Here is a 26,215-nt window from a genome sequence, read left to right as displayed (position 1 = left end):
CCACCTTGTTGATACGTCACCCCAACGCCCATGATCGTCAGGCAGGAACAGGTCTCCCCGCACATCAACGAAAAGCCCGGCTGGGGGCGTGTGGACACCTACGCGCTGTCGGATGCCGGCGCGCTCACGCAGTTTGGCGCGTCGCTGCAGGTGCTGCAGCCTGGCGCCAAGGCTTCCGTGCGGCATTGGCACGAGCATGTGGACGAGTTCCTGTTCGTCGTCAGCGGCGAGGTCACCGTCACCGAGGATGACGGGCCCCATGTGCTGCGCCCCGGCGACAGCGCCAGCTGGCCCGCCGGCGTGCCCAACGGGCACACGGTGTCCAACCGGTCGCAGGCGCCCTGCTCCTACGTCATCGTCGGCACGCGGGGCCCGGATCCGTCCGGGCACTACGTCAGCGATGCTGACGTCCCGGACGGGGCGGCGTGATGGCACGCCAATGACCGCCCGCTTCGCTTCCTGCAGCTGCGGCCAGCTCACCGCCCACGTGACGGGCGAGCCGCTGCGCGTGTCCCTCTGCCACTGCCTGGCCTGCCAGCGCCGCACGGGCGGGCCGTTTGCGCAACAGGCGCGCTTTCGCCGTGAGGACGTGCAGGTGTCGGGCGCGTCGACGGTGTTCCTGCGGGCCGGCGACGAAGGCCCAGGCGCGAGGTTCCACTTCTGCCCCACTTGCGGCGCGACGGTGTTCTACGAGCCCATCGCGATGCCGCAGTTCCTGGCCATCCCGGTGGGCGCGTTCGCCGACCCGGCGTTCCCGCCGCCTACCGTGTCGGTCTATGAGGAACGCCGGCACGGCTGGGTGCTGCCGCCGCCCGACGCCGAGCACATCCCCTGAGAGGCCGAGACGGAAGATTCCTTCCGCCCGCGCGGAAGAGCTTCACCCCGCGCCGCGCTCGTCCCTTCCCGCGGGACCGGGAACCATGGCTGCCATGCATCGCACACCGCCGATGCCCAACACGGCCCAGGAGCCCGTCACCATGCTGCACCGCCTCAAGTCCCTCACCGCCTCGCTGCGCAACGCCTTCGGCCGTGGGGCCGGGCGCAGCGCCGAGGCCGCTGCTGCCGTTGCCCCCATCGCCGCGCGCTCGCTGCGCCGCGCGCTGCCGCCGCTGCTGCTCGTCACGGCCGTGACGGCCGCCGGCTATGCCGTCGTCATGCACCCGCCGGTGCAGGCCGTGCCGCACGGCCAGGCAGCGTTGCGCACCAACCAGTTCAGCGGCGGCACCAGCGAGTTCCGCGACGGCAGCTTTCTGCGCATCCCCGGCCTGCACGAGGTGCGCTTCTTCCCGCTGCGCGACCAGAGCTACCGCCCCACAGGCATCGCCAAGGCGAACGGCCCGGCGCCGCTGCAGTCGGTGGAGGGCCTGTCGCTGGGCCTGGACATGAACCTGCGCTGGACGGTGGACAGCACCCGCCTGGCCGAGCTGTCTCGCAAGCTGCCCGACGACGTCGAGGCCGACGTCATCGCGCCGGCCGTGCAGGCGGTCGTCTACAAGCAGATCGCCCGCCACACGGTGCGCGAGATCTTCTCCAGCCAGCGTGCCGAGATCGCCGCCGCGCTGGAGGCCGAGCTGCGCGCGAAGCTGGCGGCCGAGGGCATCCAGCTGAAGGGTGTGCAGATCGGCTCGGTGGACCTGCCGGCCGACTACCGCCGCGGCATGGACCGCTTGCTGGCCGACAGCCTGGCCAGCGAGCGCATGCGCTACACGCTGGAGATCAGCGAGAAGAAGGTCAAGGAGACCGAGTTCGAGGCGGCCGCCGACAAGGTGCGCCGCGAGACGGCCGCCGAGGCCGCCGGGCGCGAGCAGATCATCGCGGCCAAGGCGCAGGAAGAGGCCATGAAGCATGTGCTGCCCTTCAAGCAGAAGCTGATCGAGCAGCGCGCGCTGGAGGCGCAGGCCGACAACGCCGCGCGCGTGAAGCAGGCCGAGGGCCAGGCCCAGGCGCGCCGCATCGAGATCGCCGCTGAATCCGAAGCGCGCCAGAAGCTGGCCGACGCCGAGGCCTACCGCGTGGCCCAGGTGGGCAAGGCCAACGCCGGCCAGATGGCCACCGAGGGCGAGCTGCTGACGCGCCACCCGCTGCTGGTGCAGAAGGCCATGGCCGACAAGCTGTCGGACAAGGTGCAGGTCATCATCGCGCCGCCCGGCTCGGGCGGCTTCATCGGCAGCGCGCTGCTGGCCGGCGTGCAGCCTGCGCCGCCCAAGGCCCAGCCGGAGCAGGAGTAAGCCGCCATGCGTCGCGTTGTGCTGATCGTCGTGGCCGCCGCGCTGGCCGCCGCCGTGCTGACCACCCATGCCGAGGCGGCGGACTTCCCGCGCGCCGGCCTCGTGTCGCAGGACTCGCCGCTGCGCGGGGCGCCGCGCGACACGGCCTCGCTGCAGGCCCAGATGGGCCGTGGCGAGGCGCTGGAGCTGCGCGGCGAGCGCGGTGACCACTGGCAGGTGTGGGACTACCGCCGCGAGCGCGGCGGCTGGCTGCGCAAGAGCCAGGTGTTGCTGCTGCCGCGCGCGGATGCGGGTGGGGGCGCCACCGCCGAGCTGCTGGCCCAGCTGCGCCTGGCGCGCCAGCAATGGGGCACCGAAGGCCTGGGCCTGGGGCTGGCGGCCGCCTACGTGCAGGCGGCCACGCCGGCGGAGCTGGCCGGCCCCGGCGGCGCCGAGGCGCTAGACGCGCTGGGCACGTTTGCCGAGCGCATCGCCGACCGTGCGTCGCTGCCCAACGCCAAGCTCGGCGAAGGCCAGCTCGCCGCGCAGATGGACGTGGCGGCGCGCTACGGGCTGAAGTTCGAGCAGTTCGACGCCGAGGACGGCCGCGTGCAGGTCTGCTTTGAGGGCGACGCCTTCCGCCGCGTGCTGGCCACCGCTGCCACGCCCGAGCAGCGCGCGCGTGCTGCGCTGGCGCTGACCCGGCCCGACTGCCTGAACCCGCGCGCCACGGTGCGCGAGGCTGAGGCGCGCGACCAGTGGCGCCAGCAGGTGCTCGCGCAGGTGGACGCCGCGACGCTGCCGGTGCACTGGAAGAACCGGCTGCAGATGCGCCGGGCGTCCGTGGCCGCGAGCCTGGCCTTTGCGCAGGCTCGTCGTGGCGACGCCGTGCAGCCGCAGGCGCTGGCCGAGTTCGCCGGCATCGTGCCCGCCGAGCTGACCGAGGACGACCAGGCCGCCTACGCCGACGCCGCGATGCGCGTGAACGCGGCGCGCTGGCTGGGTACCGCGGCCGCGCCGCGTGACTTCGGCGCCGTGCAGCTGGCGCTGGAGCCCGGCGCCGATGGCCAGCGCTGCGTGGCGCTGAAGGACGGCGGCAAGCCCGCCGCGCGCCGCTGCACGTTCGGGCAGGTGGCGCTCGCATCGGTGTCACTGAACCGCGAGGGCCGTGCGCTGGCGCTGGCGGTGCAGCCGCTGGACGGCTGGCGCGAGCTGTGGCTGTTCCTGAAGGACAAGGACGGCTGGCGTGTCGAGGTCATGCCGCCCGCGCCGGCCCAGCCGGGCCTGGGTGTTGCCGAATTTGCCGGCTGGGTGCCGGGTGGCCAGCAGCTGCTGGTGGCGCGCGAGTTCCGCGCCGAGGGCAAGTACCGCCGCAGCTTCGAGGTCGTCACGCTCGCTGGCCTGGTGACCGAGAAGCAGTCCCCCGAGCCGGCGCTGCTGGGCGCCTTCCAGCGCTGGAGCGACCCCGCCTGGCGCGGCGCCTCGCCGATCCGCCGCTGACGGCATTCACGCGGCCCGGCGCCGGGCCGCCCCAAGCCGGCCCGCAGGCGATGTGCAAGCGGCTCCATGCCGCTTGCATCGCCGTCTCCTCGGGAGACCGACTGGACTTGCCCGCGTTCAGCGGCGCAAGGCCAGGCGAGAGGCCCACGTTCAAGCCGCCATCCGCATCGTCTCGTGCAGCGGCAGCTCCAGCTTCGCCAGCGTGCCCTCGCCCGGCCAGCTCTGCAGCTGCAGGTTGCCGCCCAGCAGGCCGCTGACCAGGCTGTGCGCGACGAACAGGCCCAGCCCGCTGCCGCCCTGACCGAAGGTGGTGGTGAAGAAGGGTTCGAAGGCGCGTGCCACGTCGGCCGCCGCCATGCCCGCGCCGTTGTCGCGCAGCTCCAGCGTCAGGCGTGCGTCGTCGGTGCGGCTGGCGGTGACGCGGATGCAGCCCTCGCGGTCGTCGCGGAAGCCGTGGATGCACGCGTTCTCCATCAGCTGTTCCAGCACCTGCTGCAGCACCTCGGGATAGCCGTCGAGCACGAGGCCCTCGGGCAGTTCGCACGCCAGCCGTACCCGCTCCACGCTGAGCCTGGCCTGCACGCGCGCCCAGGCGCGCAGCACGGCGTCGCGCAGGTCGAAGCGCTCGCGTTGCGCGCCGCCCGTGCCGTCGGTCAGCTGCCTGAAGCGGTTGACCAGCCGCAGCGCGCGCTCGACGTTCTGTTCCACCAGCGTGGCGCCGTCCCGCGTCTGCGTGATCCAGTCGGCCAGCTCCTGGCGCTTGAGCGGCTGGCCGCCCGCCAGGCGTTCGGCAAAGCCCGCGCTGCCGGCGCGCAGCGCGCTGGCGCTGAGCAGCGCGTTGCCCAGCGGCGTGTTCATCTCGTGCGCAATGCCGGCCAGCAGCTGGCCGAGGGCGGCGAGTTTGCGGCTGTTGACGAGCTCGTCCTGTGCGGCCAGCAGCTCGCGCGTGCGGGCCTGTACCTGCTCTTCCAGCCACTGCGCGGCGCGCCGGCGTTCCTCGGCGCGGCGCTCCTGGTCGATGGCGATGCCGGCCAGGTGGCTGGCCGTGTGCAGCGCTTCCAGCTCCTCCGGCGTGGGGCGGCGGACCTCGCGGTAGTACATCGCGAAGCTGCCGATGACGCGGCGGTCCGGCCCGTGAATGGGCGCCGACCAGCAGGCCCGGAAGCCGTAGGGCAGGGCCAGGTCGCGGTACTGCGCCCACAGCGGGTGGGTGGCGATGTTGTCCACCACCACCAGCCGGTCGTCGAACATGGCCGTGCCGCAGGAGCCGGCGGTGGGGCCGATCTGGGCGCCCTCCAGTGCCTGCATGTACTCGGCCGGCATGCGCGGGCCGGCGGCCGCGTGCACGTGCACGCCGTCCAGGTCCAGCAGCAGCACGGTGCAGTACAGGCCGGTGAACTGCGACTCGATGAGCGCCGTCAGCCGGTCCAGCACGGGCTTGAGCGGCTGGCCGGTGGCCACCATCTCCAGCAGCTCGTTCTTGGCGTGGTTCAGCACCTCGGCGAACTGCATGCGGCTGACGTCCACCATGCACACGGCCAGCTGCGGTTCGCCGTCGCGCTCGTTGACGGTGAGGTGCAGCTCGTGAGGGCGGGCGTCGCCGGCGCGGGTCTGGAAGGTCCAGGGCAGGCTCATGGCGCCGGCTTGTTGCACCTGGGTCAGCAGGCCGTCCAGCGTCTCGGCCGAGGGGCGGCCGTCGGGCTGGCGCAGCGGGCACAGCAGCGACAGCGGCATGCCGGCCAGCGCCTGCGGGTCGTAGCCCAGCACCTTGGCGTGCCCCGAGGCCGCGCCGATGATGGGCAGCCCGGGTCTGGCCGTCGCGAGCAGTATCGCGACATGGGTCATGTCGTCCATCGCGGCCTCCGCTGGTTGGCCTGCCGCCGGGAGCTTGGCGGCCCCTCTGACACGGCGTTAGCAGGCTGATGGCAATTTACACCGTTCCTGCTGCCAGCAGGTGGAGGGCGGCCGCGCCAGAATCGCCGGCCATTCCCACCTGCTACGGATGCCGCCATGCCGCAGATGCTGCTCATCGTCGAACCCCTGGGCCAACGTGCCGAACGCGGCCGCGCCGGCGGCGAGGCCGCCTACCAGCGCATGCTGGACTTCGCCGCTGCCTTGCAGGCCGAGGGCCTGCTGCTGGGCGTCAACTCGCTGAGCTCGGCCGCCAAGCGGCTGGCCAAACGTGATGGCGCCGCGCAGGTCTGGGACGGCCCATTCGCCGAGGCCAAGGAGATGGTGGGCGGCTACTTCCTGCTCGACACCGACGATGAAGCCGTGGCGCTGGCCTGGGCCGAGCGCTGCCCGGCGGCGGAGTGGGCGACGGTGGAGGTACGGGGGGTGGGGCCCTGTTACCTGTGAGCCCCTCGTCTGGTTCCGCCGCGCTGCGTCTTGTGACGCAGCCCTTCGCCAGGCACATCGCCCCCACTGGGTGCGATGTGTCCGGGCTCAGCCGCCGAGGCGGCGGCGATGCGTGCGGCATTGAGCCGCCCGCACATCGCCTGGCGGGCCGGCTTGGGGCGGCGCGGCGCTCGGCCCGGGAGCCCTGCGTTGCGCGGGCTCGGTAGTTACCCCGAGGTTGTCGAAACGGCGTCGCGTGGATCGTCGTGGTCATGAAGGCAGCGAGAACAGCTGGCCTGCCAACCCCAGGAGAGCCTCCCATGCGATTCATGATCCAAGTCCGCGCCACCGTCGTCAGCGAGCGCGGTGACCCGCCCGGGCCCGAGTACGCGCCGCTGTTCGAGGCCATGGGCGCCTTTCACGGGGAGATGGCCCGCGCCGGTGTGCTGCTGGACGGCGCCGGCCTGCGCCCCAGCCGCGATGGCTGGCGCCAGCGCTACGCTGCCGACGGCCGCGTCGAGGTCGTCGACGGCCCGTTCGCCGAGGCCAAGGAGCTGATCGCCGGCTACACGCTGATCCAGGTGCGCGACGAGGCCGAGGCCCGCGCCTGGGCCAGCCGCTTCCCGATGCCTTTTGTCGGCATCCCCTGCGAGATCGAGGTGCGCCGGCTGTACGAGGACGCCGACTTCGCGCCCGGTGGCGACATGGCCATCCGCAGCGTCTGAAGGAGCCCGCCATGAGCAACGTCTCCATCGTGCTGATCTGCCTGGGTGCCGCGCTGGTGCTGCTGCTGGCCTACGCGGCCACGCGGCCCGACGAATTCCGCGTGGAGCGGCGCCTGCGCATCGCGGCGCCGGCGGACAAGGTCTGGCCCCTGGTGGGCGAGCTGCGCGCGTTCAACCGCTGGAACCCCTACGAGCGCAAGGACCCGCTGATCCAGGGCGCGTACACCGGTGCCGCCAGCGGCGTCGGTTCGCGCTGCGACTGGGACAGCAAGGAGGTGGGCAGCGGCAGCCTGGAGATCACCGGCCAGCAGCCCGGCCGCGCGGTGCAGATGAAGCTGGACTTTGTGAAGCCCTTCGAGGCGCACAACCAGGCCGAGTTCGCGCTGCAGCCCATGGCTGACGGCGCCACCGAGGTGCGCTGGACGATGCACGGCCCGGCCAACTTCATCAGCAAGCTCATGGGCGTGTTCATCGACATGGACAAGATGGTGGGCCGCGACTTCGAGGCCGGCCTGCAGAACCTGCGCCAGCTCGCCGAGGGGAAGGCATGAAGGACTTGCACTTCGGCATCGACATCGCCGCACCGGTGGCGCGCGTGTGGGACTGCATGTTCGACGCCACCGCCTACCGCGACTGGACCCGCGCCTTCTGCGAGGGCTCGTACTACGAGGGCTCGTGGGCGCAGGGCGCGCGCATCGCGTTCCGCGACCCGGACGGCAACGGCATGGACGCCATCGTCGACGAGAACCTGCGGCATGAACGCGTGTCGCTGCGGCTGGTGGGCGACTTCAGCGCCGGCCGCCCCAACGCCGACAGCCCGCTGATCCGTGAGCCGGCGCACGAGCGCTACGAGTTCAGCGCCACGCCCGCCGGCGGCACCCGCCTCGACATCCACCTGCAGAGCTGGGACGACGGCTTCACCGACTTCCTCACCGACAGCTGGCCCCGCGCGCTACAGCGCCTGAAGGCGCTGGCCGAATCCACCCACTGAAAGGACACACCATGCAGATCAAAGTCACCAGCGTCATGGTCGACGACCAGGAGAAGGCACTGGCGTTCTACACGCAGAAGCTGGGCTTCACGAAGATGGCTGACATCCCGATGGGCCCGGCCTACCGCTGGCTCACGGTCGTCTCGCCCGAGGGCATCCACGGCGTGGAGCTGTCGCTGGACCCGATGAACATGGAGGCGTCCCGCGTCTACCAGAAGGCGCTGTACGACGCCGGCGTGCCCATCAACGCCTTCGTGACGACGGACGTGCAGGCCGAGGCGCAGAAGCTGCGCGAGCGCGGCGTCGTCGTGCGCGGCGAGCCGGTGGACATGGGACCCATCAAGGCCGTCATGTTCGAGGATGGCTGCGGCAACCTGCTGCACCTCGTCCAACCCCTGTGAGCGGCACCATGGCAACGCACAAGCAGATCTACGTCAACCTGCCCGTCAAGGACCTGGCCCGCAGCAAGGCCTTCTTCGAGGCCGTAGGCTACCGCTTCAACCCCCAGTTCACCAACGACAAGGGTGCCGGCATGGAGCTGGGCGAGAACCTCTACGCAATGCTGCTCGCCGAGGACTTCGCGCGGACCTTCACACCCAAGGCCTTCCCGGACGCCAGGACGGCGACGACCGGCTGGGTATGCCTGAGCTGCGAGAGCCGCGAGGAAGTCGACGCACTCGTCGCCAGGGCCGTGGCCGCTGGCGGCAGCGTGCCGAGCGCGCCGCAGGATCATGGCTTCATGTACGGCCACGGCTTCGAGGACCTGGACGGCCACCACTGGGAGCTCGTCCACATGACCGGCATGCCGCAGGCATGACGCGCCTCGTCCCGGTGCGCCGCGCTGAACGCGGGTTCCCCTTCACGCTTTCCAGGAGCTTTCCATGAAGATCCAGCAAAAGATCACCCCCTTCATCTGGTACGAGAAGGGCGCCGAAGACGCCGTGGCGCACTACCTGAAGGTGTTCGGCGGCGGCCAGGTCACGCACACGCAGCGCTGGGGCGAGAACTCGCCCGGCGTGGCCGGCTCGGTCATGGTGGTGCAGTTCGAGCTGCAGGGCCAGCAGATGACGGCCTTCAACGGCGGCCCGCATTTCAAGCTCACCGAGGCGTTCTCGCTGATGGTGGCCTGTGAAGACCAGGCGGAGATCGACCACCTGTGGACCGAACTCCCCGCCGGCGGCGGCAAGCCCAAGGCCTGCGGCTGGGTGGAAGACGCGTGGGGCCTGTCGTGGCAGATCATTCCGAAGGGGTGGTTCGACATGATCCGCGACCCCGATGCGGCCCGCGTGCAGCGCGTGTTCCAGGCGATCTGGGCGATGGAGAAGATCGACCTCCCGGCCTTGAAGAAGGCCTACGACGGCGCCTAAGCACTGTGAGCCATGCGGACATCGCCGCCGGCGTCTGGCGCATCGAGCGCAGCCGCCTCGTGGGCGCGGCGGCCAAGCTGCTGCGCGACCTTGACGAGGCCGAGGACTGCGCGCAGGACGCCCTCATCGCCGCGCTGGACAGCTGGCCGCGCGACGGCCAGCCCGCCAACCCGGCCGCGTGGCTGATGACCGCCACCCGCAACAAGGCGCTGGACCGGCTGCGCCGCCGCGCGATGCTGGAGCGCGAGCATGAGCACCTCGCGGCCGATGACGAGGCCTATGGCACCCACGTCGTGCCCGACTTCACCGAACAGCTGGACGCCGCGCGCGACCAGGCCGCCATCGGCGACGAGCAGCTGCGGCTCATCTTCATCGCCTGCCACCCGGTGCTGCCGCGCGAGGCGCAGGTGGCGCTGACGCTGCGGCTGCTGGGCGGGCTGGAGACGGCCGAGATCGCCCGCGCCTTCCTGCAGCCCGAGGCCACCGTCGCGCAGCGCATCGTGCGCGCGAAGAAGGCGCTCAATGGCCAGGCCTACGAGCTGCCCGGCGCGGCCGAGCGCGAGCAGCGCCTGGGCGCCGTGCTGGCCGTGGTCTACCTGATCTTCAACGAGGGCCACAGCGCCGGCAGCGGCGCCACGCTGCTGCGCCCGGCGCTGTGCGACGAGGCGCTGCGCCTGGCCCGCCAGCTGCAGCACCTGCTGCCGCAGGACGGCGAGGTGCACGGCCTGGCCGCGCTGCTGGAGATCCAGGCTTCGCGCCTGCCCGCGCGGCTGGACGCCGCAGGCCGCCCCGTGCTGCTGCCCGACCAGGACCGCCGCCGTTGGGACCGCCTGCTCATCCAGCGTGGCCTGGCCGCGCTGGCGCAAGCCCTGGCCCTGGGCGCGCCGGGGCCGTACACGCTGCAGGCGTCGATCGCGGCCTGCCACGCCCGCGCGGCGCGCGCCGAGGACACCGACTGGGGCTCGATCGTCGCCGGCTACGACCGGCTGCTGGCGCTGAACCCCTCGCCGGTCATCGCGCTGAACCGCGCGCTGGCCGTCAGCTTCGCCGACGGCCCCGCCGCCGCGCTGCCGCTGCTGGAGGCGCTGGCCGCCGAGCCGCAGCTCAAGCGCTACCCCTACCTGGCCGGCGCCCAGGCCGACGTGCTGGAGCGCCTTGGCCGCGTGGCTGAGGCCCGTGAGGCCTACCTGCGCGCTGCGGAGCTGCAGGACAACGAGGTGCAGCGCGCGCTGCTGCTGGCGCGGGCGACGCGCCTGGCCAACTGAACCGGAGGAATCGGAAATGCTCACCGAAGAAGACGCCATTCGAGCCGTGCACACCACGTTCATCGACGCCGTCAACGCCGGCCGGCTGCAGCCGCTGCTGGGCATGATGACCGACGACGTGGTGTTCTTCAGCCCCGGCCAGGCCCCGTTCGGCCGCGAGGGCTTCCCGGCCGGCTTCGAGGCCGGGCACCGGGACTTCCAGCTGCGCTGCATCAGCGACCTGGAGGAGGTCGTCGTGGCCGCTGACGTGGCCTACACCCGTGCCCGCGACACGCTGACGCTGACGCCCCGCGCCGGCGGCGCCACCACGCAGCTGGCGGGCCACCGCATGACCGTCTACCGCCGCCAGCCCGACGGCGCGTGGCGCATGGCGCGGGATGTGCACACGCTGATGCCGGTGGCGGGCTGAGCCGCCGGGCTGCCCCGGCGGCCCGCCATCCGGTGCGCGTTCAGCGCATCGCGTAGCTGAGGCTCACGAAGTAGCTGCGGCCGCGCGGGTCGCCGTAGGTCGGGTCCCAGGTGACCTGGAAGTAGCGCGACTGGTTGGTGAACGGCGGCGCCGTGTCGGCCAGGTTCAGCACACCGGCGCGCAGGCGCAGCTGCGGCGTGATGCGGTAGCTGCCCGTCAGGTCCCACAGCGAATAGGGCTTCACGTCGCGGTCGTTCCATTCCGGCGCGGCCAGGCCCGGCGTGTTCTGGTCGCGGTAGCCGGACAGGTAGGTGTTGGCCAGCGTCAGGCCGACGTCGCGCAGGTCCCAGTCCACGCTCAGCTTGTGGCGCCAGCGTTGCACGGCCTTGTCGTCGCGGAACTTGCCCAGGCCGTCCACCATGGGCGAGCGCGGGTCGGTGTTGAACTTGTACTGCGTGATCAGCGTGCCGGCCAGGCTGGCGCCGAAGCGGCCGTAGGCGGTGTTCTCGCCGCGCCAGGCCAGCGCCACGTCCAGGCCCGCCGTGTTGAGCTTGCCGCGGTTCTCCTTCTTCACGACGACGGTGTCGACGAAGCCGTCGGAGAAGCGCTTCACGATCGTGGGGTCGTTGTAGTAGACCGGGTTCGTGAAGATGGTCTCCTCGCCGATCTCCGAGATGATGTCGGTCTTGCGGATGGCCCAGTAGTCCACGCTGCCGTTCCAGCTCGGCGCCGGCTCGAACACGAGGCCCAGGTTGAACTGCTTGCTCTTCTCCGGCTTGAGCGCCGGGTTCGAATAGCGGTCCACCGCCATCTGCGCGACCTCGCCGGACACCGGGTCCTTCACGAAGCTGGCCGTGATGCCGGAGCGCAGCGGGCGGAACAGCTCCGACACCGTCGGCGCGCGGAAGCCCGTGCCGTAGGACGCGCGCGCCAGCAGCGTGCGGTCGGGGCGGAAGCTCAGGCCCAGCTTGGGGTTGGTGGTGTTGAGCTTGGGCGACGTGGTGTTGGTGGCGGCGTCGTAGATGCCGTCGTAGCGGTCGTGGCGCAGCGCCAGCTGGCCTTCCCACTGCTTGGTGAACGGCGCGCTCAGCTCGGCGAAGGCGCCCGTCACGTTGCGGTGGTGGTCGGTGTCGGCCAGCAGCGGGCCGGAGCTGGAGCGGTCGTTGTTGACGTCGTTGCTCTTGAGCGCATCGGTGGCGCGGAACTGCAGCTTCTCGCGGCGCAGCTCGGCGCCCACGGCCAGCATCAGGTCGCCGCCGGCCAGCGTCGCGAGCGCGCGGGTCAGCTTGCCGTCGACGCTGGTGCTGCTGCCTTCGGCGATGCGGGCGGCGCCGTCGATGCGGATGCTGTTCATGAAGGCGCGGCCGGCGCTGGCGTCGCTGGCGCGCTGGAAGGGGTTGTAGGCGCCGGCCTTGATGCCGTCCTGCAGCTTGGTCAGCGAGACCCAGCCGTCGAGGTTGGTGTCGGTGGCCTTGTTGACGCTGTGGTTCAGCGCGACGTCGTAGTCCCAGTCGGCGAAGCGGCCGTTCGCGCCGGCCACCAGCCGGGTCGCCTGGCTCTCCACGCGGCTGACGCGCTTGCCGGCGTCTTCCAGGCGGAAGCGGAAGTCCACCGCGCCGGTGACGCCGGTGACGGCCTGCAGCGACGCCGGCAGCGTGATGCCGGCCGAGGTGCGGAAGCGTGCCGTGGCGGGCGAGGCGGCGTAGTCGGTGTCGGTCTTGGCGAACAGCGCCTCGATGAACAGCTGGTGCTCGTCGGCCAGCTGGAAGGTCGCGCGGCCGATGACGCTGGCCTTGTCGGACTTGGGGTAGATCTCCGAGCCGGCCACGTAGTCGTAGGAACAGCCCTCGCGACCGCCCAGGCCCAGCGGCTGCACGGAGTTCGGGTTGAGCCCGCCGGTGCACGAGGCCTTGCCGAAGTTCACGCGGCGCGAGCCGGAGTTCACGCCACCCGGGTTCCAGGTGCCGTTGGCGTTGCTGCCCTTGAGGGCGGTGTTGGGGTTGGCCAGCACGAAGGCGTTCAGCGCGCTGAGCTGGCCGGACGTCAGGTCCACGTTGGCCGGGAAGCTGTTGCTGGACGTCTGCGGCGGCAGCCGCGTGGGCAGGCTGTATTCCTGGATGAAGTCGCGCTGGCTGGCGTCCAGCGCATCGAGCCGCTGCACGTCCAGCGCGGCGAACACGTTGAAGCGGTCGCGCGCCAGGTCACCGAAGCCGCCGGAGGCGCTGAAGGTGGTCTTGCCGGCGCCGCCGTCCTGCGTGCGCAGGCCGTAGACGCTCAGGTCGGCGCCTTGATAGTCCTTGCGGGTGATGAAGTTGATGACGCCGCCCATCGCGTCGGTGCCGTAGATGGCGGAGGCGCCGTCCTTCAGCACTTCCACGCGCTGGATGGCGCCGGCGGGGATGTTGTTCAGGTCCACGCCGGCGTTGTCGCCCGGCGAGGCGAAGTTGGCGAGGCGCCGGCCGTTCAGCAGCACCAGCGTGCTGGACACGCCCAGCCCGCGCAGGTTGGCGCCGTTGAAGCCGCGCTGGCCGCCGGTCTGGTCGGTCACGCTGGCGCCGTCGGTCAGGCCGCCGACGTTGGACGTGATCTTCTGCAGCAGCTCGGCGGCGGTCGTCACGCCGGCCTTGTCGATGTCGGCGCGCTTGATGACGTCCACAGGCAGCGCGGCCTCGCCGTCGATGCGCTTGATGCTGGAGCCGGTGACCTCCACGCGTTCGAGCTTCTGGTCCTGGGCATGCGCGGTGAGCGCGGTGACGGTGAGCAGCGCGGCATGGGCCAGCGTGTGCAGCGAGAAAGAACGGGCTGGGGTCATAAGGCCTCGGGGTGTGGCGGTGAGCGGATGCCAATCAGGTTAGGGAGGCGCCTCGCGACTTGCCTATGGGGTTTGGGCGCGCCGGTCGCTTGCGCGCAAATGCGCGTCGCTTCCCGGCAAGCGGGCCGGGCGGCTGCGCCACAGCGCTTGCGTTGAAGCGACATGCAATTGCGTCCGCGGTGCATGGCGCACCGATGCGGGGCCCAACCCTGTGGCCGCCGCGCAGGCCCGCTGACAACATGGCTGCATGAAGTTCGTGAAACCCCTTTTGCTCGCTGCCCTGCTGGCTGCCGGCGCCGCGCAGGCTGGCACGGCCATCGTCATCGGCGGCGCGCTGAAAACCGACAACGACGCCGTCTGGCAGCGCATCGTCGACGAGGCTGGCGGCGCGGGTGCGCGCATCGCCGTGTTCGCGACGGCGGCCGCCAATCCGGCGCGCAGCGGTGCGCAGATTGCCGCCGCGCTGAACCGCCGCGGCGCGCAGGCCGAGGTCATCCCGGTGGCCCCGCGCCTGGCAGGTGCAGACCTGGCCGCCAACCTGGCGGACCCCGCGCTGATCGCGCAGGTCAAGGCCTCGCGCGCGGTGTTCTTCTCCGGCGGCGCGCAGGAACTCATCGTCGACACGCTGCAGCCCGGCGGCCAGCCCACCGCGATGCTGAAGGCCATCCGCGAGGTGTTCGACGGCGGTGGCGTCGTGGCCGGCACCAGCGCCGGTGCGGCCATCATGAGCCGCATGATGTTCCGCGACGCGCAGGACAACCTGGACATCCTCAAGGGCCGCTGGCGCGAGCGCCGAGAGTACGACCGCGGGCTGGGCTTCGTCGGGCCCGACCTCTTCATCGACCAGCACTTCCTCAAGCGCGGCCGCATCGGCCGCATGCTGCCGGCCATGCGTGCCTTCGGCTACCGGCTGGGCCTGGGCGTGGAGGAGGACTCGGCCGTCGTCGTCAAGGGCACGGCGGTGGACGTCATCGGCGCGCGCGGCGCGCTGCTGGTGGACCTGTCCGACGCCAGCAGCGATGCGCGGCTGCCGCACTTCAACCTGCGCGGCGCACGCCTGAGCTACCTGGACCGTGGCGACCGTCATGACCTCGCCACCGGTGTCACGACGCCTGCCGCACACAAGCTGCGCGAGCCGCGCATCGACCCCACCGCCAGCGACTACAAGCCCTACCTGCGCGCCGACACCTACTTCCTCGACATCCTCGGCGACAACACCCTCGTCACCGCGATGGCCCAGCTGCTGGACAGCCCGGCGCCCGAGGTGCGCGGCCTGGCCTGGCGCGCACGGCCGCGCAACGGCGACGCCGCGCCCGACGTGGGCTTCGAGTTCCGCCTCTACAAGGGCCCGGGCCTGACCGGCTGGTTCAGCGGCGCGCTGGGCGGCGAGGACTACACCGTGCTGAACGCGCGGCTGGACGTGCAGCCCGTGCGCGTGGCCACGCCCTTCGTGACGCCGATCACCGCCCCCTGAGCGCCCTGCCCCGATGCGAACCCTGATCCACGACCTGCCGGCCGCCAGTGCCGGCACCACCCACTGCCTGCGCAGCCTGCACTTCGGCCGCGGCGTGTCCGGCCGCAAGGCCTATCTGCAGGCCGCGCTGCATGCCGACGAGGTGCCGCCCATGCTCGTCGCACAGGCGCTGGCGCAGCGGCTGCAGGCGCTGGACGACGCCGGTGCCATCGACGGCGAGATCGTGCTGGTGCCCATGGCCAACCCGCTGGGCCTGGCGCAGCACCTGCAAGGCAGCGCCCTCGGCCGCTTCGACCTCGCCACGGGCCTGAACTTCAACCGCCGCTTCAGGCACCTGACGGCGGCGCTCATCCCGCGGCTGGAAGGCCGGCTGGGCGCCGACCGCGACGCCAATGCGCGCGCCATCCGCGCGGCCAGCGCCGCGCTGCTGCAGGCCTGGCAGCCGGCCGATGCCGCCGAGGCGCTGAAGCGGCTGCTGCAAGGCCTGGCGGTCGATGCCGACCTGGTGCTCGACCTGCACTGCGACAACGAGGCCGTCATGCACGTCTACGCCGCCACGCCGCAGGCCGCGGCCCTCGCGCCGCTGGCCGCCCGGCTGGGCGCGCAGGCGCTGCTGGTGGCCGAGGTGTCGGGCGACGAGCCCTTCGACGAGACCGTGGCGCGCACCTGGTGGGAGCTGGCTGCGCACTTCGACGGCCGCTTCCCCATCGACCCGCTGGGCTGCCTGGCCGCCACCGTGGAGCTGCGCGGCGAGACCGAGGTGTCGCAGGCGCTGGCCGAGCAGGATGCCGACGCGCTGCAGGCCTTTCTGCAGGACACCGGCCATGTGCAGGGCGACGCCGCGCCCGCGCCGCCGCCCTGTGCCGCGACGCCGCTGGAGGGCGTGGAGCCGGTCACCGCGCCCGTGCCTGGCGTCATCGTGTTCGCCAAGGCGCCGGGCGACTGGGTGGCCGCCGGCGAGCTGGTGGCCGAACTCGTCTGCCCGCTGACGGATGCGCGCACGCCGCTGCACGCCCGCGCTGCCGGCCGCTGCTTCGCCCGCACGTCGCGCCGCTACGCCACGCGCGGCATGCGGCTCATGAAGATCGCCGGCGCCACCCCGTGGCGCAGCGGCAACCTGCTCTCGCCATGAAGCTCAAGCTCCCCAACACCTTCGTCCTGCTGCTGGCCCTGCTGGCGCTGATCGCGCTGGCCACCTGGGTGGTGCCGGGCGGCCGCTTCGAGACCGAGCTGGTCAACGGCAAGCCTGTCGTCGTCGCCGGCAGCTTCCAGCCCGCCGCGGCCAGGCCGCAGGGGCTAGCGGCCTTCCTCACCGCGCCCATCAAGGGCTTCGTGGAGGCGGCGCTCATCATCGGCTTCGTGCTCATCGTCGGCGGCGCGTTCGCCGTGCTGCAGAAGACCGAGGCCATCGACGCGATGATCAAGGCCGTGGCCCGCGCGCACGCCCGCTCCGCCTGGGTGCGGGCAGCCGTCATCCCCGGCTTCGTCACGCTGTTCTCGCTGGGCGGCGCCACGTTCGGCATGGCCGAGGAGGCCATCCCCTTCGTGCTCATCTTCATCCCGCTGGCGCTGGCGCTGCGGCTGGACTCGCTGACCGGCGTGGCCATCCCCTTCGTCGGCTCGCAGGTGGGCTTCGCCACCGCCTTCCTGAACCCGTTCAACGTCGGCGTGGCGCAGGGCATCGCCGGCGTGCCGCTGTTCTCCGGCATCGGCTACCGCGCGATCTGCTGGGCCATCGCGACGGGGCTGACCATCGCCTTCCTGATGTGGTGGGCCGCGCGCATCCGCCGCCAGCCCGAGCTCAGCCCCAGCTTCGCGCTGGACGAGGAGCGCCGCCGCACGCTGGACCTGGCCAGCTTCGAGGCCTTCGCCGGCATGACCGGCCGCCAGCGCGCCGTGCTGTGGCTGTTCGCCGCCACGCTGGTGGGCATGATCGCGGGCGTCGTGCACTGGGGCTGGTACATCGAGGAGATCGCCGCGCTGTTCCTCGTCATGGCCGTCGCGGTGGGACTGGTGGCGCGGCTGTCGGCCGACGACATCGTCGCCGCCTTCCTGCACGGCGCGCGCGACCTGGTCGGCACGGCCCTCGTCATCGCGCTGGCCAAGGCCACCGTCATCCTGATGCGCGACGGCCAGATCATCGACACGCTGCTGCATGCGCTGGCGCCGCTGGTGGGCTCGGAGAACCCGGTGTTCGCCGCGCAGAAGATGTTCCTGATCCAGTCGGTCATCAACTTCTTCATCCACTCCGGCACCGGCCAGGCGGCGCTGACCATGCCGCTGATGGCGCCGCTGGCCGACCTGGTGGGCCTGACGCGCCAGACCGCCGTGCTGGCCTTCCAGTTCGGCGAGCTGACGACGGCCGTCATCCCGACGTCCGGCATCACCGTCGGCGTGCTGGCGCTGTCGCGCCTGCCCTACGGCACCTGGGTGCGCTGGATGCTGCCGCTGCAGGCGGCCTACCTCGTCATGGCGCTGGCGCTGCTGGCGGTGGCCGCCAGCATGGGCTGGGCCTGACCGCCACAATGCGGGCATGACCCCCGCCCCGCTGCGCCGTGTCGGCCTGGTGTTGCAGCCCGGCTTCCCGGCGCTCGCGCTGGCGGGCGTGCTCGACAGCCTGGCCGCCGTCAACGCGCTGCAGGATGAGGCCTGCTACCGCGCCGACTGCCTGTCCGCTGCGGGCGGGCCGGTGGCGTCGTCCAGTGGGCTGCTGGCGCTGACCCAGCCCTGGACGCTGGCCGCCGACTGGCATGCCGTCTTCCTGCTCAGCGCCGAGGCCGGGCCGGCCGACCCGCTGCTGTCGGCCGCGTTGCGCGCCTGGGCCGCGCAGGGCGCCGTGCTGGCGGGCGTGGACGCCGGCGCCGCCGCGCTGGCCGCGGCCGGCCTGCTGGACGGCCAGCGCGCCTGCGCCGACTGGGCGCAGCTGGATACGCTGGCCGATGCCTACCCCGCGGTCGCCTGGGCGGCCGGCCTGTGGGAGATCGCCGCGGACGGCCGCCAGCTCAGCTGCGCCGGCGGCACCGCCAGCCTGGACCTGTGCTGCGCCTGGCTGGCCGCGCAGCATGGCGAGCGCGTGGGCCAGGAGCTGGCGCAGGCGCTGGGCCTGAAGGGCCTGCGGCCGCGCGACGAGCGCCAGCGCGCCGGCTACAGCGAGCAGCGCGGCGCCGGCAGCCCCAAGCTGGCCGAGGCGCTGGCGCTGATGGAGGCCAACCTCGCCGAGCCGCTGCCCACCGAAGAGGTGGCACGGCTGGTGGGCGTGTCGCGCCGGCAGCTGGAGCGGCTGTTCAAGCAGCACCTGGACACGCTGCCCTCGCGCCACTACCTCGCGCTGCGCCTGGCCCGCGCGCAGCGGCTGCTGCAGCAGAGCAGCCAGTCCATCCTGCAGATCGGCCTGTCCAGCGGCTTCGCGTCGGGGCCGCATTTCTCCAACGCCTACAAGGCCCACTTCGGCCACACGCCGCGCGACGAGCGCAGCCGCCGCGCGCTCGCCTGGCGCAGCGCCACCCCCACGGGAGAGACCTCATGAACCACCTGCTGCTGCGCCCCGTGGCGGCGGCTGACCTCGCCGACCTGCACCGCATGGCCGCCGCCAGCGCGGATGCGATCAGCTCGCTGCCCAACGACGAGGCCAAGCTGCGCCGGCGCATCGCCGCGTCGCTGCAGGCCTTCGCCAGCCCCGACGACGCCAGCGGCGAGGAGACCTACCTCTTCGTGCTGGAGGACACCACCGCCGGCCGGCTCGTGGGCTGCTCGGGCATCGCCGCCAGCGCCGGCTTCTTCGACCGCTTCTACAGCTACCGCAACGAGTTCGTCGTGCATGCGAGCGCCGCGCTGGGCGTGTCGCAGCGCATGCACACGCTGCACCTGTGCCACGACCTGACCGGCGCCACGCTGCTGACCTCGTTCTACCTCGACCCCGCCTACGAGCACGGCCCGGCCGCCCAGCTGCTGAGCCGGGCGCGGCTGCTGTTCATCCAGGCGCATGCCGAGCGCTTCTCCGAGCGCATCGCCGCCGAGAGCCCCGGCGTGACGGACGCCGCCGGCCAGAGCCCGTTCTGGGATGCCGTCGGCCGGCGCTTCTTCGGCATGGACTACCCCGAGGCCGAGGCCGTCATCGGCGGCCGCAGCCGCGCCTGCATCGCCGAGCTGATGCCGCCGTCGCCCGTCTACGTGGCGCTGCTGCCGGAGGCCGCGCAGTGGGCCATCGGCCAGCTGCACCCGGTGGGCGAGATCCCGTTCGGCATCCTGCAGGACGAGGGCTTCGACGCCGACAGCTATGTCGACATCTTCGACGGCGGCCCCACCGTGGAGGCGCCGCTGGCCTCGCTGCGCAGCGTGCGGCTGGCACGCGAGGTGGCGGTGCAGGCCGAGGTGGCCGACGGCCCGCGCCGCTGGCAGCTGCTGGTGCGGCCGGCGCGCGAGTGCTTTGCCGCCGTGCTGGCCCGCGCGGGCGACCAGCCCACGCCCGAGGACACCGGCGCCATGGCCGCCAGTGCCGGCGAGCGGCTGCTGGCCGTGCCGCTGCAACCGGAGGGCCAGGCATGAGCGACGTGCGCATCGACACCACGGCCGACGGCCACCGGCTGGCGCTGCCCGACGGCAGCGCCTCGCTGCGGCTGGTGCCGCGGCTGGGCCTGGCGCTGCCGCGCTACCACTTCCACATCGGCCGCGTCGTGCACGCGGCGCAGGAGCTCGCGCTGTTCCGCGTGCAGACCACGCTGCTGCTGGGCAACGACCACACGGGCCAGTCCGAGCTCGCCGACCTGCAGTTCGCGCCCGGCCTCGGCGCCGCGCAGCAGACGGCCGCGCTGGGGGCGCTCATCGCCGCCGCCCAGGCGCTCATGCAGCAGCGCCCGCAGGACTTCGGCGACGCGCTGGTGGCCGAGCTGCCGGGCTGGCGCGACGCTGCGGGCGCGTCGCCGTTCTGGCAGGCGCTGGGCGCGCGCTTCTACGCCGGCGACCCGGCCGAGGCGCAGGCCCGGCTGGGCGACGCCTGGCGCAGCCACCTGGCCGCGCTGCTGCCGCGCCAGACCATCTACCTGTCCTTCCTCGGCGCCGCGGCCGAGGCCAGCCTGGGCCGCGCCGATGATCGCGCGCTGCCGGCGCTGGCCGCGCTGCGCGCCGCCGGCTTCCAGCCGCCGGTGCATGCGCGCATCGATGACGGCGGGCCGGTGCTGGTGTGGCGTGCGCCGGGCTGAGCGCGTCAGCCCGGGCCGCGTGCGTCGCGCAGGCGCGCCGCGATGCAGAACCACAGCGCCGCCCAGCCGGCGCCGAAGGCCCAGCCGGCCAGCACGTCACTGGCCCAGTGCACGCCCAGCATCACGCGCGTGACGCCGATCAGCACGGCCATGAACACGGCCGCCGCCATCAGGAAGCTGCGCTCGCGCAGGCGAGCGTGCCGCTGCGCAATGAGCGTGCCCACGGTCAGGTAGAACACCGCCGACATGCTGGCGTGGCCGCTGGGGAAGCTCAGCCCCTCCTGCACCAGCGCGGCGAACTCCGGGTCGGGCCGCGCGCGGCCGAAGGCGGTTTTCAGCGCCGTGACGGCCAGCGCGCCGGTGATCATGGCCACGCTGACCGCCGCCGCCCGCGCCGGCCGGCCCACGCAGCACAGGTAGCCGGCGGCCAGCACCGTGAACAGCGTCAGCACCGGCGTGCTGCCCAGCGCGCTGAACTCGCGCATCACCATGTCCACCAGCGGGTGCGTGGCGCGCCATTGCTGCGCCAGCTGCAGCGCGGCCTCGTCCCAGTGCGCGGTGGCGGCGTGATGCATCTGGCCGGCCAGCGCGGCGAACCCGCCCAGCGCCAGCAGCACGAAGGCGAGGGCCAGCCGTGGCGAGGAGGCGCTGCGCCGGGCCTGCATGGCGGCGTCAGCCACGGGGCAGCAAGGCCTTGGCCGCCTCGACGCGCAGCGCCAGCGGCGCGGACTCGTCGTTGAGCACGCGTTGCAGGAAGTGGCGGGGGTCCACGTCGGCGGCGGGGGCCGGCGCCGCCGAGGCCGCCGGCGTGCCGGTGGCGGCGGGCGCCAGCGCCAGCAGCGCCGCGTCGAAGGCCGCGGGCGGGATGGGCTGCAGCCGGGCCAGCAGGTCGGCCTGCCCGTCGGCGCCGGGCGGGATGTCCAGCCACGGCGTGTCGACGAACACCGGCGCGAGGTCGGGGGCGACGAAGGCCGACCAATTGCCCGATGCCGTGTCCTGCGCCGGCACGGGCGGCGGCTGGTCGCTGGCCAGCAGGCGCAGCCGCGCGGGCGCGATGCCGGGCAGGTAGCGGGCCGCCAGCCGGGCCAGGAAGTCGGTGGCGCGCGCGGTGCTCACCGGCTGCTGCAGCGGCAGCCACAGCTGCATGGCGTCCGTGCCCGACACGGCAATGCCGGGCGCGGGCAAGCCGAGGTCGGCCTGCAGGCCGCGCCACACGGCGCCCAGCGCCTCCCAGTCCGCCGGGCGGCCCAGCGCCAGCAGCAGCGCGTGGGCGTGGCCGGCCGGGGCGGGCGGGTACAGGCGGTGGAGTTCGGACAGCAGGCGGTTCATGGCGCGGGTGAATCTACAACACCGCGCGGCGCCGCCCGGGCGGCGTCAGGGCAGGCGGAACACGCCCACGGCCGCCGCCAGCTGCTCGGCATGCTGGCGCATGGCCGTGGAGGCCGCGGCCGTCTGCTCCACCAGCGCGGCGTTCTGCTGCGTCATCTGGTCCAGCTCCTGGATGGACGAGCCGACCTGCGAGATGCCCTGCGACTGCTCGCGCGCGCCGTTGGCGATGGCGCCCAGCAGCTCGCCCACCTGGCGGGTGCTGTCCACGATCGCGCGGATGGTGGTGCCGGCTTCGGCGACGATCTTCTGGCCGCTGTCCACCCGCTCGCCGCTCTCCAGGATGAGCTGCTTGATCTCGCGTGCGGCCTCGGCGCTGCGCTGGGCCAGCGCCCGCACCTCGCTCGCCACGACTGCGAAGCCGCGGCCCTGCTCACCGGCCCGGGCGGCCTCCACGGCGGCGTTCAGCGCGAGGATGTTGGTCTGGAAGGCGATGCTGTCGATGACGCCGATGATCTCGCCGATGCGGCGGCTGGACGTCTCGATGCCGGACATGGTGTCCACCACCTGGCCGATCACCTCGCCGCCGCGCTGGGCCAGTTGCACGTTGCTGTGGGCTGCCTGGGTGGCCTGGCCCGCGCCGTCGCTGGTGCTGGCCACCGTGGCGCTGATCTGCTCCATGGCCGAAGCCGTTTCCTCCAGGTTGGCGGCCGCCTGTTCGGTGCGCTGCGACAGGTCCATGCTGCCGGCGGCAACCTCCTGCGACGACAGGATGATCGCGTCGGCCGCCTCGCGGACGTCGCGCACCGTGCCGCGCAGCGAGGTCTGCATCTCGGCCAGTGACTGCAGCAGGTCCGAGGTCTCGTCGCGGCCCTTGGGCACCAGCGTGTCGGTCAGGTCGCCGGTGGCCATTGCGTGCATGCGCTTGCTGAGCGTGCGCATGCCGGAGCGCATGGACAGGTAGAAGCAGTAGAAGAAGTACAGGCCGCCCAGCGTCATCACGGCAACGATGCCCAGGCCGGCCACCATCCGGCTGAACAGCCGCGCCTCACGCGCGGCCAGCAGGCCGTCCAGGTCGGCGGCCACGGCGCGCTGCAGCCCGCCCAGCGACGCGATGGCGGCGCTGCTCTGGCGCACGATGTCCGCCGGCGTGGGCATCCCGGCCGCCTGCTGCAGCACCGGCGCTTCCATCTGCCCGATGAAGGCCTTGGCCGGCTCGAGCAGCCCCTGGTACTTCTGCATCGGCAGTGCGGGGTTGAACTCCACTGCGCGCTTGAGGTCGCCCTCCAGCAGCGCCAGCAGCTTCTTGTCCACCGCCAGGCTGCCGGCCGCCTGCGCGGTGCGCTTGGCGTTCTGCGGGTCGGCCGCCAGGCTGGCCAGCGCCCCGCGGGTGAGGCCGGCGGTCTCCATCAGGTCGGGCAGGGTGACGGTGCCGGCGGCCATCAGGTAGTAGGAGTCACCGTCGGGGTCCAGGGCCAGGCCGCTTTCATCCACCAGGTGCTGCACCAGCTCGCCGAGCTGGCCGCTGATCTCGACATAGGGCTTGCGCACCTCGGCGGCGGGCAGGCCGGCGGGCAGTGCCTCGGCGGCCTTGAGCGCCGCGGTCAGCGCGTCCCAGTGTTCCTTGCCGGGGTTGGGCAGCTGGTCGAGCAGCGGCTTGCCGTCCTTGACGAGCGCGGCGGTCGCGTCCTTGAAGCGGCGGCGCAGGTCGGCCAGGTCGGGCCGGTCCACGCCGTTGGCCTGGTCCACCAGCGCGCGGCGCAGCAGCTGCGTCGCGTCCAGCGCCGGCATCACCAGCTGCACGCCGCGCAGGCCCAAGCGTTCCATCTGGGTGCTCGCCATCGCTGTCCGCCGCTCCATCACCAGCATGGCCGACGTGACGAGGATGGGCACCAGCAGGAAGGCCAGAATCACCGCGGCCTTGGCCGGGAAGCGCATGTTGCGGAACCAGGCGACGCCGGGACGGGCCCAGGCGGGGGTGCTGGAGGCCTGGCCGGCGCGGGAGCGGGGGGACGTGTCGGACATGGTGATGGACGAACGCTGTGTGCGGGGGCAGCGCCGGCCGGGCCGACGCCTTGGCGGCGTCGGCCCGGCCCGCACCGGGGAAAAGCGGGCTGTCGCCCGCGGGCGTTGACTGTCCGGTGAAGAAAGGTTGCTGGCAAGGCCGCCGGTGCATGCCGTGGCCGGGACGTGCGTTTGTACGCACCCGGTTGCCTTTCGATTGCAGCCGCCGCGCCACGGCGGGCGCCGGTCCCGCGGCCGGCGGGTCAGGGGCGGCGGTCGACGCGCAGCACCGGGTAGAGGTTCAGGCGCTCGTCCCAGCTGGGGGTGCGGCGGTAGAAGAAGTCCAGCCGCGCCTTCGCGTCGGCGGCGAACGCCGGGTCGTCGCGCAGCTTGGCCGCGAACTCGTCGCGCAGCGCCGGGCTGGCGGCCAGCTGCTCGCGGGCGACCTGCTCGGCCACGTAGGCCTCCATGTATTCCTTGGGCTCGAAGGCCGTGGCGAAGCGGCCCCAGGCGGCCAGCGAGTCCGGCGCATCGGGCTCCAGCAGGTGCATGGCCAGCGCCGCCAGCGGTTGCGCGATGGGCACGAACAGGCTGCCGGCCGGCACGTCGCGCGCTTCGGCGGCCCAGCGGCCGGTGAGCGTCATGCGCTGGCGGCCCTCGGTGGTGGCGGCGTCGCGCGTGACGCGCCCGGCGCGCCACGCCTCGGCCGGCAGCGCGCTGCGGCCTTGTGCCAGCCGCTCGAAGCGCACGCCGTGCTGGGCCAGCTTGTCGGCCACCCAGCCGGCGTGCTCGGCCGGCACCAGGTAGCCGGCGCCGGGCGCGGCGCGCACGAGGCCGGGCACGAGCCGGTCGCGCAGCGGCACGCGCCATACCTGGGGCCGGGTCTCGTCGTAGCGGGTCATCAGCGCGCCGGAGATGTCGCTGGGCGTGCGCGTGTAGGCGTAGCCGCGGAAGTCGATCTCGCGCACCTCGTCGGTGGCGCGCCAGGTCAGCGCCAGCTCGGTCAGCGGGCGGGCGTCGGCGGCCTGCGCCGCACGCAGCCAGTCGCGGCCGTGGGTGGCCACCTCGGCCAGCACGGCGTCCACCGTCTGGCGCGTGACGCGCACGCGGTGCGGGTAGGGGCGCCAGCTGTGCGTCTCCACCAGCATGCCGAAGCGGTTGCGCAGCGGGTAGTAGCCCAGCGAGTAGCGCGGCGATGACACGCCGTCCTGGAAGCCGCTGGCCGGGTTGTCCTCTTCGACGAAGGACGGGTAGAACGGCAGCGGCAGCGCGCCCTGGGCGGCCAGCGCGGCGATGACGCCGTCGCGCCAGGCGCGGCCGGCCGCGCGCAGCGGCGCGTCGCCGGCGTGCAGCGGCTCCACCATGACGGCGATGTCGTGCTCGAACTGCGCGCCGTCGGTGGTGTGCAGGTCCACCAGCACCAGCGGGTCCCACGCGCGCAGCAGGCCCAGCATGGCCTGCATCTCGGGCGCGTCGGCCTTCAGATAGTCGCGGTTCAGGTTGAGGTTCTGCGCCGTCACGCGCCAGCCCATCTGCTCGGGGCCGCGCTGGTTGGGCCGGCTCCAGGCGCCGAAGCGCTCGTGGCCGTCGACGTTGAAGACGGGCACGAAGACCAGCACCTGTTGCTTGAGTGCACCGGGCCGGGCGAGCTGCTCGCGCAGCGCGAGGAAGCCGGCGTCCTTGCCCTCGATCTCGCCGGCGTGGATGCCGCCCTGGATCAGCGTGACCGGCAGCCCGGCGCGGCGTGCGGCCGCGGGCGTCAGCGCGCCGGACTGGCTGGCCACCAGCGCCCACATCGGCCGGCCCTGCGGCGTCGTGCCGAAGCGCATGCAGCGCACGTGGCGCGGGTGGGCGCGGGCGAAGCCGTGGCACAGCTGCGTGACCTCGTCGTAGCGGCCGGTCTGCGTGAAGCCGCTGCGCTCGGCGTGCGTCGTCAGCGGCGCGGCCGGGCTGGCGGCCGCGGTGGCCAGCGCCAGCGTGGCAAGCAGGCGCCGCATCAGCGCGGCTCGCTGGTGTTCTCGCGCAGCATGCGCTGCATCAGCGTGAAGAAGCGGTCGTAGAACTCGCCGGCGGGGATGGTCTCGGAGGCCACCTTGACCAGCGAGTCCTGCGTGGACGACAGCGGCACCGAGATGGAGCCCAGCGCGCTGACGCCCAGGCTGGCGGCCTGCGGGTTGCGCTTGAGCGCGTAGCGGTCCTGCTGCGCGCTGACGTAGGCGGTGGCGATCTGCTGCCTGGGGCCGTCGCCCACGCAGACGACGTTGAAGGCGATCTCCACATGCACCTCGCCCTCGGGCTGGAAGTGCTTGGCGCCGCGCACCAGGCCGCTGTCGGCCTTGCTGATGACGTAGCCCTGGCTCAGCAGCGCACGGCGGGCGGCCTCGCAGGTGGCGTCCACGTTGGCGTCGAACAGCCGCGAGAAGGTCTCCTCGGCGGCGAAGCTCTCGCGCTGGTAGACCTTGCCGACCTTCTCGGTCGAAGCGGGCAGGCCGCCGCAGCCGGCCAGCAGGGCGCCGAGCAGCAGGGGCAGGATCAGGGAGCGAAGACGATGCATGGGGCGATTATTCCGTCGTCGGTGGCCGCGGCCGGTGACAGCCGGC

General features: G+C 72.8%; 26 protein-coding genes. 19 read left to right on the top strand and 7 right to left on the bottom strand.

The window, feature by feature from the left end; all coding sequences use genetic code 11:
- The first annotated feature begins 30 nt into the window (after nucleotides 1–30).
- From ACG04Q_RS17040 to ACG04Q_RS17025, 4 genes are all read left to right on the top strand, one after another.
- Nucleotides 31–429: a cupin domain-containing protein gene (locus ACG04Q_RS17040; protein ID WP_394512219.1), complete on the top strand. Its 399-nt coding sequence runs from the start codon at nucleotides 31–33 to the stop codon at nucleotides 427–429.
- A 10-nt stretch (nucleotides 430–439) separates the two neighbouring features.
- Nucleotides 440–835 (top strand): GFA family protein, encoded by a 396-nt coding sequence (locus ACG04Q_RS17035; protein ID WP_394512218.1) that lies wholly within the window; start codon nucleotides 440–442, stop codon nucleotides 833–835.
- 142 nt (nucleotides 836–977) lie between these two features.
- A complete protein-coding gene (locus ACG04Q_RS17030) occupies nucleotides 978–2,228 on the top strand; it encodes an SPFH domain-containing protein (protein ID WP_394512587.1) in 1,251 nt (416 codons plus the stop codon).
- 6 nt (nucleotides 2,229–2,234) lie between these two features.
- The gene (locus ACG04Q_RS17025) at nucleotides 2,235–3,707 is read left to right on the top strand and encodes a hypothetical protein (RefSeq protein WP_394512217.1); all 1,473 of its coding nucleotides are present in this window, start codon (nucleotides 2,235–2,237) and stop codon (nucleotides 3,705–3,707) included.
- Nucleotides 3,708–3,857: 150 nt separating this feature from the next.
- Here ACG04Q_RS17025 and ACG04Q_RS17020 read toward each other — a convergent pair whose 3' ends face one another.
- A complete protein-coding gene (locus ACG04Q_RS17020; protein ID WP_394512216.1) occupies nucleotides 3,858–5,561 on the bottom strand; it encodes a sensor histidine kinase in 1,704 nt (567 codons plus the stop codon).
- A 156-nt stretch (nucleotides 5,562–5,717) separates the two neighbouring features.
- Here ACG04Q_RS17020 and ACG04Q_RS17015 point away from each other — a divergent pair, with 156 nt between their 5' ends.
- From ACG04Q_RS17015 to ACG04Q_RS16975, 9 genes are all read left to right on the top strand, one after another.
- Nucleotides 5,718–6,065: a YciI family protein gene (locus ACG04Q_RS17015; protein WP_394512215.1), complete on the top strand. Its 348-nt coding sequence runs from the start codon at nucleotides 5,718–5,720 to the stop codon at nucleotides 6,063–6,065.
- 299 nt (nucleotides 6,066–6,364) lie between these two features.
- Nucleotides 6,365–6,769, top strand: coding sequence for a YciI family protein (locus ACG04Q_RS17010; RefSeq protein ID WP_394512214.1), 405 nt, complete (start codon nucleotides 6,365–6,367; stop codon nucleotides 6,767–6,769).
- A gap of 11 nt (nucleotides 6,770–6,780) precedes the next feature.
- A complete protein-coding gene (locus ACG04Q_RS17005) occupies nucleotides 6,781–7,320 on the top strand; it encodes an SRPBCC family protein (protein ID WP_394512213.1) in 540 nt (179 codons plus the stop codon).
- Nucleotides 7,317–7,760 carry an SRPBCC domain-containing protein gene (locus ACG04Q_RS17000; protein WP_394512212.1) on the top strand — a complete coding sequence of 148 codons (444 nt, stop codon included), beginning with the start codon at nucleotides 7,317–7,319 and terminating at the stop codon, nucleotides 7,758–7,760. Before ACG04Q_RS17005 ends, ACG04Q_RS17000 begins: the two co-directional genes overlap by 4 nt.
- Before the next feature lie 11 nt (nucleotides 7,761–7,771).
- On the top strand, nucleotides 7,772–8,161 hold the full coding sequence (locus tag ACG04Q_RS16995; protein ID WP_394512211.1) for a VOC family protein: 390 nt from the start codon (nucleotides 7,772–7,774) through the stop codon (nucleotides 8,159–8,161).
- 8 nt (nucleotides 8,162–8,169) lie between these two features.
- The gene (locus ACG04Q_RS16990) at nucleotides 8,170–8,577 is read left to right on the top strand and encodes a VOC family protein (RefSeq protein WP_394512210.1); all 408 of its coding nucleotides are present in this window, start codon (nucleotides 8,170–8,172) and stop codon (nucleotides 8,575–8,577) included.
- Between the two features lie 64 nt (nucleotides 8,578–8,641).
- Nucleotides 8,642–9,127 (top strand): VOC family protein, encoded by a 486-nt coding sequence (locus ACG04Q_RS16985; RefSeq protein ID WP_394512209.1) that lies wholly within the window; start codon nucleotides 8,642–8,644, stop codon nucleotides 9,125–9,127.
- 5 nt (nucleotides 9,128–9,132) lie between these two features.
- Complete coding sequence (locus tag ACG04Q_RS16980) at nucleotides 9,133–10,392, top strand: RNA polymerase sigma factor (RefSeq protein WP_394512208.1); 1,260 nt, start codon at nucleotides 9,133–9,135, stop codon at nucleotides 10,390–10,392.
- A gap of 16 nt (nucleotides 10,393–10,408) precedes the next feature.
- Entirely contained in the window at nucleotides 10,409–10,801 is a 393-nt protein-coding gene (locus tag ACG04Q_RS16975; RefSeq protein ID WP_394512206.1) for a YybH family protein, read from the top strand.
- A gap of 40 nt (nucleotides 10,802–10,841) precedes the next feature.
- Here the strand turns inward: ACG04Q_RS16975 and ACG04Q_RS16970 are convergent, their stop codons facing one another.
- Nucleotides 10,842–13,613: a TonB-dependent receptor gene (locus tag ACG04Q_RS16970; protein ID WP_394512204.1), complete on the bottom strand. Its 2,772-nt coding sequence runs from the start codon at nucleotides 13,611–13,613 to the stop codon at nucleotides 10,842–10,844.
- Between the two features lie 247 nt (nucleotides 13,614–13,860).
- On the opposite strand from ACG04Q_RS16970, the gene ACG04Q_RS16965 reads away from it, so the two are divergent.
- Genes ACG04Q_RS16965 through ACG04Q_RS16940 form a run of 6 tightly spaced genes read left to right on the top strand, consistent with a single transcriptional unit; the run spans nucleotide 13,861 to nucleotide 20,285 of the window.
- Nucleotides 13,861–15,087 carry a cyanophycinase gene (locus ACG04Q_RS16965; RefSeq protein ID WP_394512203.1) on the top strand — a complete coding sequence of 409 codons (1,227 nt, stop codon included), beginning with the start codon at nucleotides 13,861–13,863 and terminating at the stop codon, nucleotides 15,085–15,087.
- 13 nt (nucleotides 15,088–15,100) lie between these two features.
- Nucleotides 15,101–16,219, top strand: coding sequence for a succinylglutamate desuccinylase/aspartoacylase domain-containing protein (locus ACG04Q_RS16960; protein WP_394512202.1), 1,119 nt, complete (start codon nucleotides 15,101–15,103; stop codon nucleotides 16,217–16,219).
- Complete coding sequence (locus tag ACG04Q_RS16955; protein WP_394512200.1) at nucleotides 16,216–17,604, top strand: YfcC family protein; 1,389 nt, start codon at nucleotides 16,216–16,218, stop codon at nucleotides 17,602–17,604. Before ACG04Q_RS16960 ends, ACG04Q_RS16955 begins: the two co-directional genes overlap by 4 nt.
- A gap of 16 nt (nucleotides 17,605–17,620) precedes the next feature.
- On the top strand, nucleotides 17,621–18,613 hold the full coding sequence (locus ACG04Q_RS16950) for a GlxA family transcriptional regulator (RefSeq protein ID WP_394512199.1): 993 nt from the start codon (nucleotides 17,621–17,623) through the stop codon (nucleotides 18,611–18,613).
- Nucleotides 18,610–19,632, top strand: coding sequence for an arginine N-succinyltransferase (locus ACG04Q_RS16945; protein WP_394512198.1), 1,023 nt, complete (start codon nucleotides 18,610–18,612; stop codon nucleotides 19,630–19,632). The genes ACG04Q_RS16950 and ACG04Q_RS16945 overlap by 4 nt, the downstream gene beginning before the upstream one ends.
- Entirely contained in the window at nucleotides 19,629–20,285 is a 657-nt protein-coding gene (locus tag ACG04Q_RS16940; protein WP_394512197.1) for an arginine N-succinyltransferase, read from the top strand. The genes ACG04Q_RS16945 and ACG04Q_RS16940 overlap by 4 nt, the downstream gene beginning before the upstream one ends.
- Before the next feature lie 5 nt (nucleotides 20,286–20,290).
- Here ACG04Q_RS16940 and ACG04Q_RS16935 read toward each other — a convergent pair whose 3' ends face one another.
- The 5 genes from ACG04Q_RS16935 to ACG04Q_RS16915 form a co-directional block, all read right to left on the bottom strand.
- Nucleotides 20,291–20,965 (bottom strand): phosphatase PAP2 family protein, encoded by a 675-nt coding sequence (locus tag ACG04Q_RS16935; RefSeq protein WP_394512196.1) that lies wholly within the window; start codon nucleotides 20,963–20,965, stop codon nucleotides 20,291–20,293.
- The gene (locus tag ACG04Q_RS16930; protein WP_394512195.1) at nucleotides 20,958–21,614 is read right to left on the bottom strand and encodes a hypothetical protein; all 657 of its coding nucleotides are present in this window, start codon (nucleotides 21,612–21,614) and stop codon (nucleotides 20,958–20,960) included. Before ACG04Q_RS16930 ends, ACG04Q_RS16935 begins: the two co-directional genes overlap by 8 nt.
- A gap of 45 nt (nucleotides 21,615–21,659) precedes the next feature.
- A complete protein-coding gene (locus tag ACG04Q_RS16925) occupies nucleotides 21,660–23,636 on the bottom strand; it encodes a methyl-accepting chemotaxis protein (RefSeq protein WP_394512194.1) in 1,977 nt (658 codons plus the stop codon).
- A 242-nt stretch (nucleotides 23,637–23,878) separates the two neighbouring features.
- Entirely contained in the window at nucleotides 23,879–25,612 is a 1,734-nt protein-coding gene (locus ACG04Q_RS16920; protein ID WP_394512193.1) for a M14 family zinc carboxypeptidase, read from the bottom strand.
- Complete coding sequence (locus ACG04Q_RS16915; RefSeq protein WP_394512192.1) at nucleotides 25,612–26,169, bottom strand: DUF2242 domain-containing protein; 558 nt, start codon at nucleotides 26,167–26,169, stop codon at nucleotides 25,612–25,614. The genes ACG04Q_RS16920 and ACG04Q_RS16915 overlap by 1 nt, the downstream gene beginning before the upstream one ends.
- Nucleotides 26,170–26,215: the final 46 nt, after the last annotated feature.

Source organism: Pelomonas lactea (assembly GCF_043555885.1).
GTDB lineage: Bacteria > Pseudomonadota > Gammaproteobacteria > Burkholderiales > Burkholderiaceae_C > Pelomonas > Pelomonas lactea.
The sequence above is the reverse complement of the archived record's forward strand: the minus strand, read 5'-3'. Positions and strand labels throughout refer to the sequence as shown.

Coding starts and splice junctions, on each gene's coding strand:
- ACG04Q_RS17030 (WP_394512587.1), top strand. CDS start 978: ATGCTGCACCGCCTCAAGTCCCTCACCGCCTCGCTGCGCAACGCCTTC.
- ACG04Q_RS16925 (WP_394512194.1), bottom strand. CDS start 23,636: ATGTCCGACACGTCCCCCCGCTCCCGCGCCGGCCAGGCCTCCAGCACC.
- ACG04Q_RS16955 (WP_394512200.1), top strand. CDS start 16,216: ATGAAGCTCAAGCTCCCCAACACCTTCGTCCTGCTGCTGGCCCTGCTG.
- ACG04Q_RS17005 (WP_394512213.1), top strand. CDS start 6,781: ATGAGCAACGTCTCCATCGTGCTGATCTGCCTGGGTGCCGCGCTGGTG.
- ACG04Q_RS17015 (WP_394512215.1), top strand. CDS start 5,718: ATGCCGCAGATGCTGCTCATCGTCGAACCCCTGGGCCAACGTGCCGAA.
- ACG04Q_RS17040 (WP_394512219.1), top strand. CDS start 31: ATGATCGTCAGGCAGGAACAGGTCTCCCCGCACATCAACGAAAAGCCC.
- ACG04Q_RS16965 (WP_394512203.1), top strand. CDS start 13,861: ATGAAGTTCGTGAAACCCCTTTTGCTCGCTGCCCTGCTGGCTGCCGGC.
- ACG04Q_RS17025 (WP_394512217.1), top strand. CDS start 2,235: ATGCGTCGCGTTGTGCTGATCGTCGTGGCCGCCGCGCTGGCCGCCGCC.
- ACG04Q_RS17000 (WP_394512212.1), top strand. CDS start 7,317: ATGAAGGACTTGCACTTCGGCATCGACATCGCCGCACCGGTGGCGCGC.
- ACG04Q_RS16940 (WP_394512197.1), top strand. CDS start 19,629: ATGAGCGACGTGCGCATCGACACCACGGCCGACGGCCACCGGCTGGCG.
- ACG04Q_RS16970 (WP_394512204.1), bottom strand. CDS start 13,613: ATGACCCCAGCCCGTTCTTTCTCGCTGCACACGCTGGCCCATGCCGCG.
- ACG04Q_RS17020 (WP_394512216.1), bottom strand. CDS start 5,561: ATGGACGACATGACCCATGTCGCGATACTGCTCGCGACGGCCAGACCC.
- ACG04Q_RS16995 (WP_394512211.1), top strand. CDS start 7,772: ATGCAGATCAAAGTCACCAGCGTCATGGTCGACGACCAGGAGAAGGCA.
- ACG04Q_RS16945 (WP_394512198.1), top strand. CDS start 18,610: ATGAACCACCTGCTGCTGCGCCCCGTGGCGGCGGCTGACCTCGCCGAC.
- ACG04Q_RS16985 (WP_394512209.1), top strand. CDS start 8,642: ATGAAGATCCAGCAAAAGATCACCCCCTTCATCTGGTACGAGAAGGGC.
- ACG04Q_RS16975 (WP_394512206.1), top strand. CDS start 10,409: ATGCTCACCGAAGAAGACGCCATTCGAGCCGTGCACACCACGTTCATC.
- ACG04Q_RS17010 (WP_394512214.1), top strand. CDS start 6,365: ATGCGATTCATGATCCAAGTCCGCGCCACCGTCGTCAGCGAGCGCGGT.
- ACG04Q_RS16960 (WP_394512202.1), top strand. CDS start 15,101: ATGCGAACCCTGATCCACGACCTGCCGGCCGCCAGTGCCGGCACCACC.
- ACG04Q_RS16990 (WP_394512210.1), top strand. CDS start 8,170: ATGGCAACGCACAAGCAGATCTACGTCAACCTGCCCGTCAAGGACCTG.
- ACG04Q_RS17035 (WP_394512218.1), top strand. CDS start 440: ATGACCGCCCGCTTCGCTTCCTGCAGCTGCGGCCAGCTCACCGCCCAC.
- ACG04Q_RS16930 (WP_394512195.1), bottom strand. CDS start 21,614: ATGAACCGCCTGCTGTCCGAACTCCACCGCCTGTACCCGCCCGCCCCG.
- ACG04Q_RS16920 (WP_394512193.1), bottom strand. CDS start 25,612: ATGCGGCGCCTGCTTGCCACGCTGGCGCTGGCCACCGCGGCCGCCAGC.
- ACG04Q_RS16915 (WP_394512192.1), bottom strand. CDS start 26,169: ATGCATCGTCTTCGCTCCCTGATCCTGCCCCTGCTGCTCGGCGCCCTG.
- ACG04Q_RS16950 (WP_394512199.1), top strand. CDS start 17,621: ATGACCCCCGCCCCGCTGCGCCGTGTCGGCCTGGTGTTGCAGCCCGGC.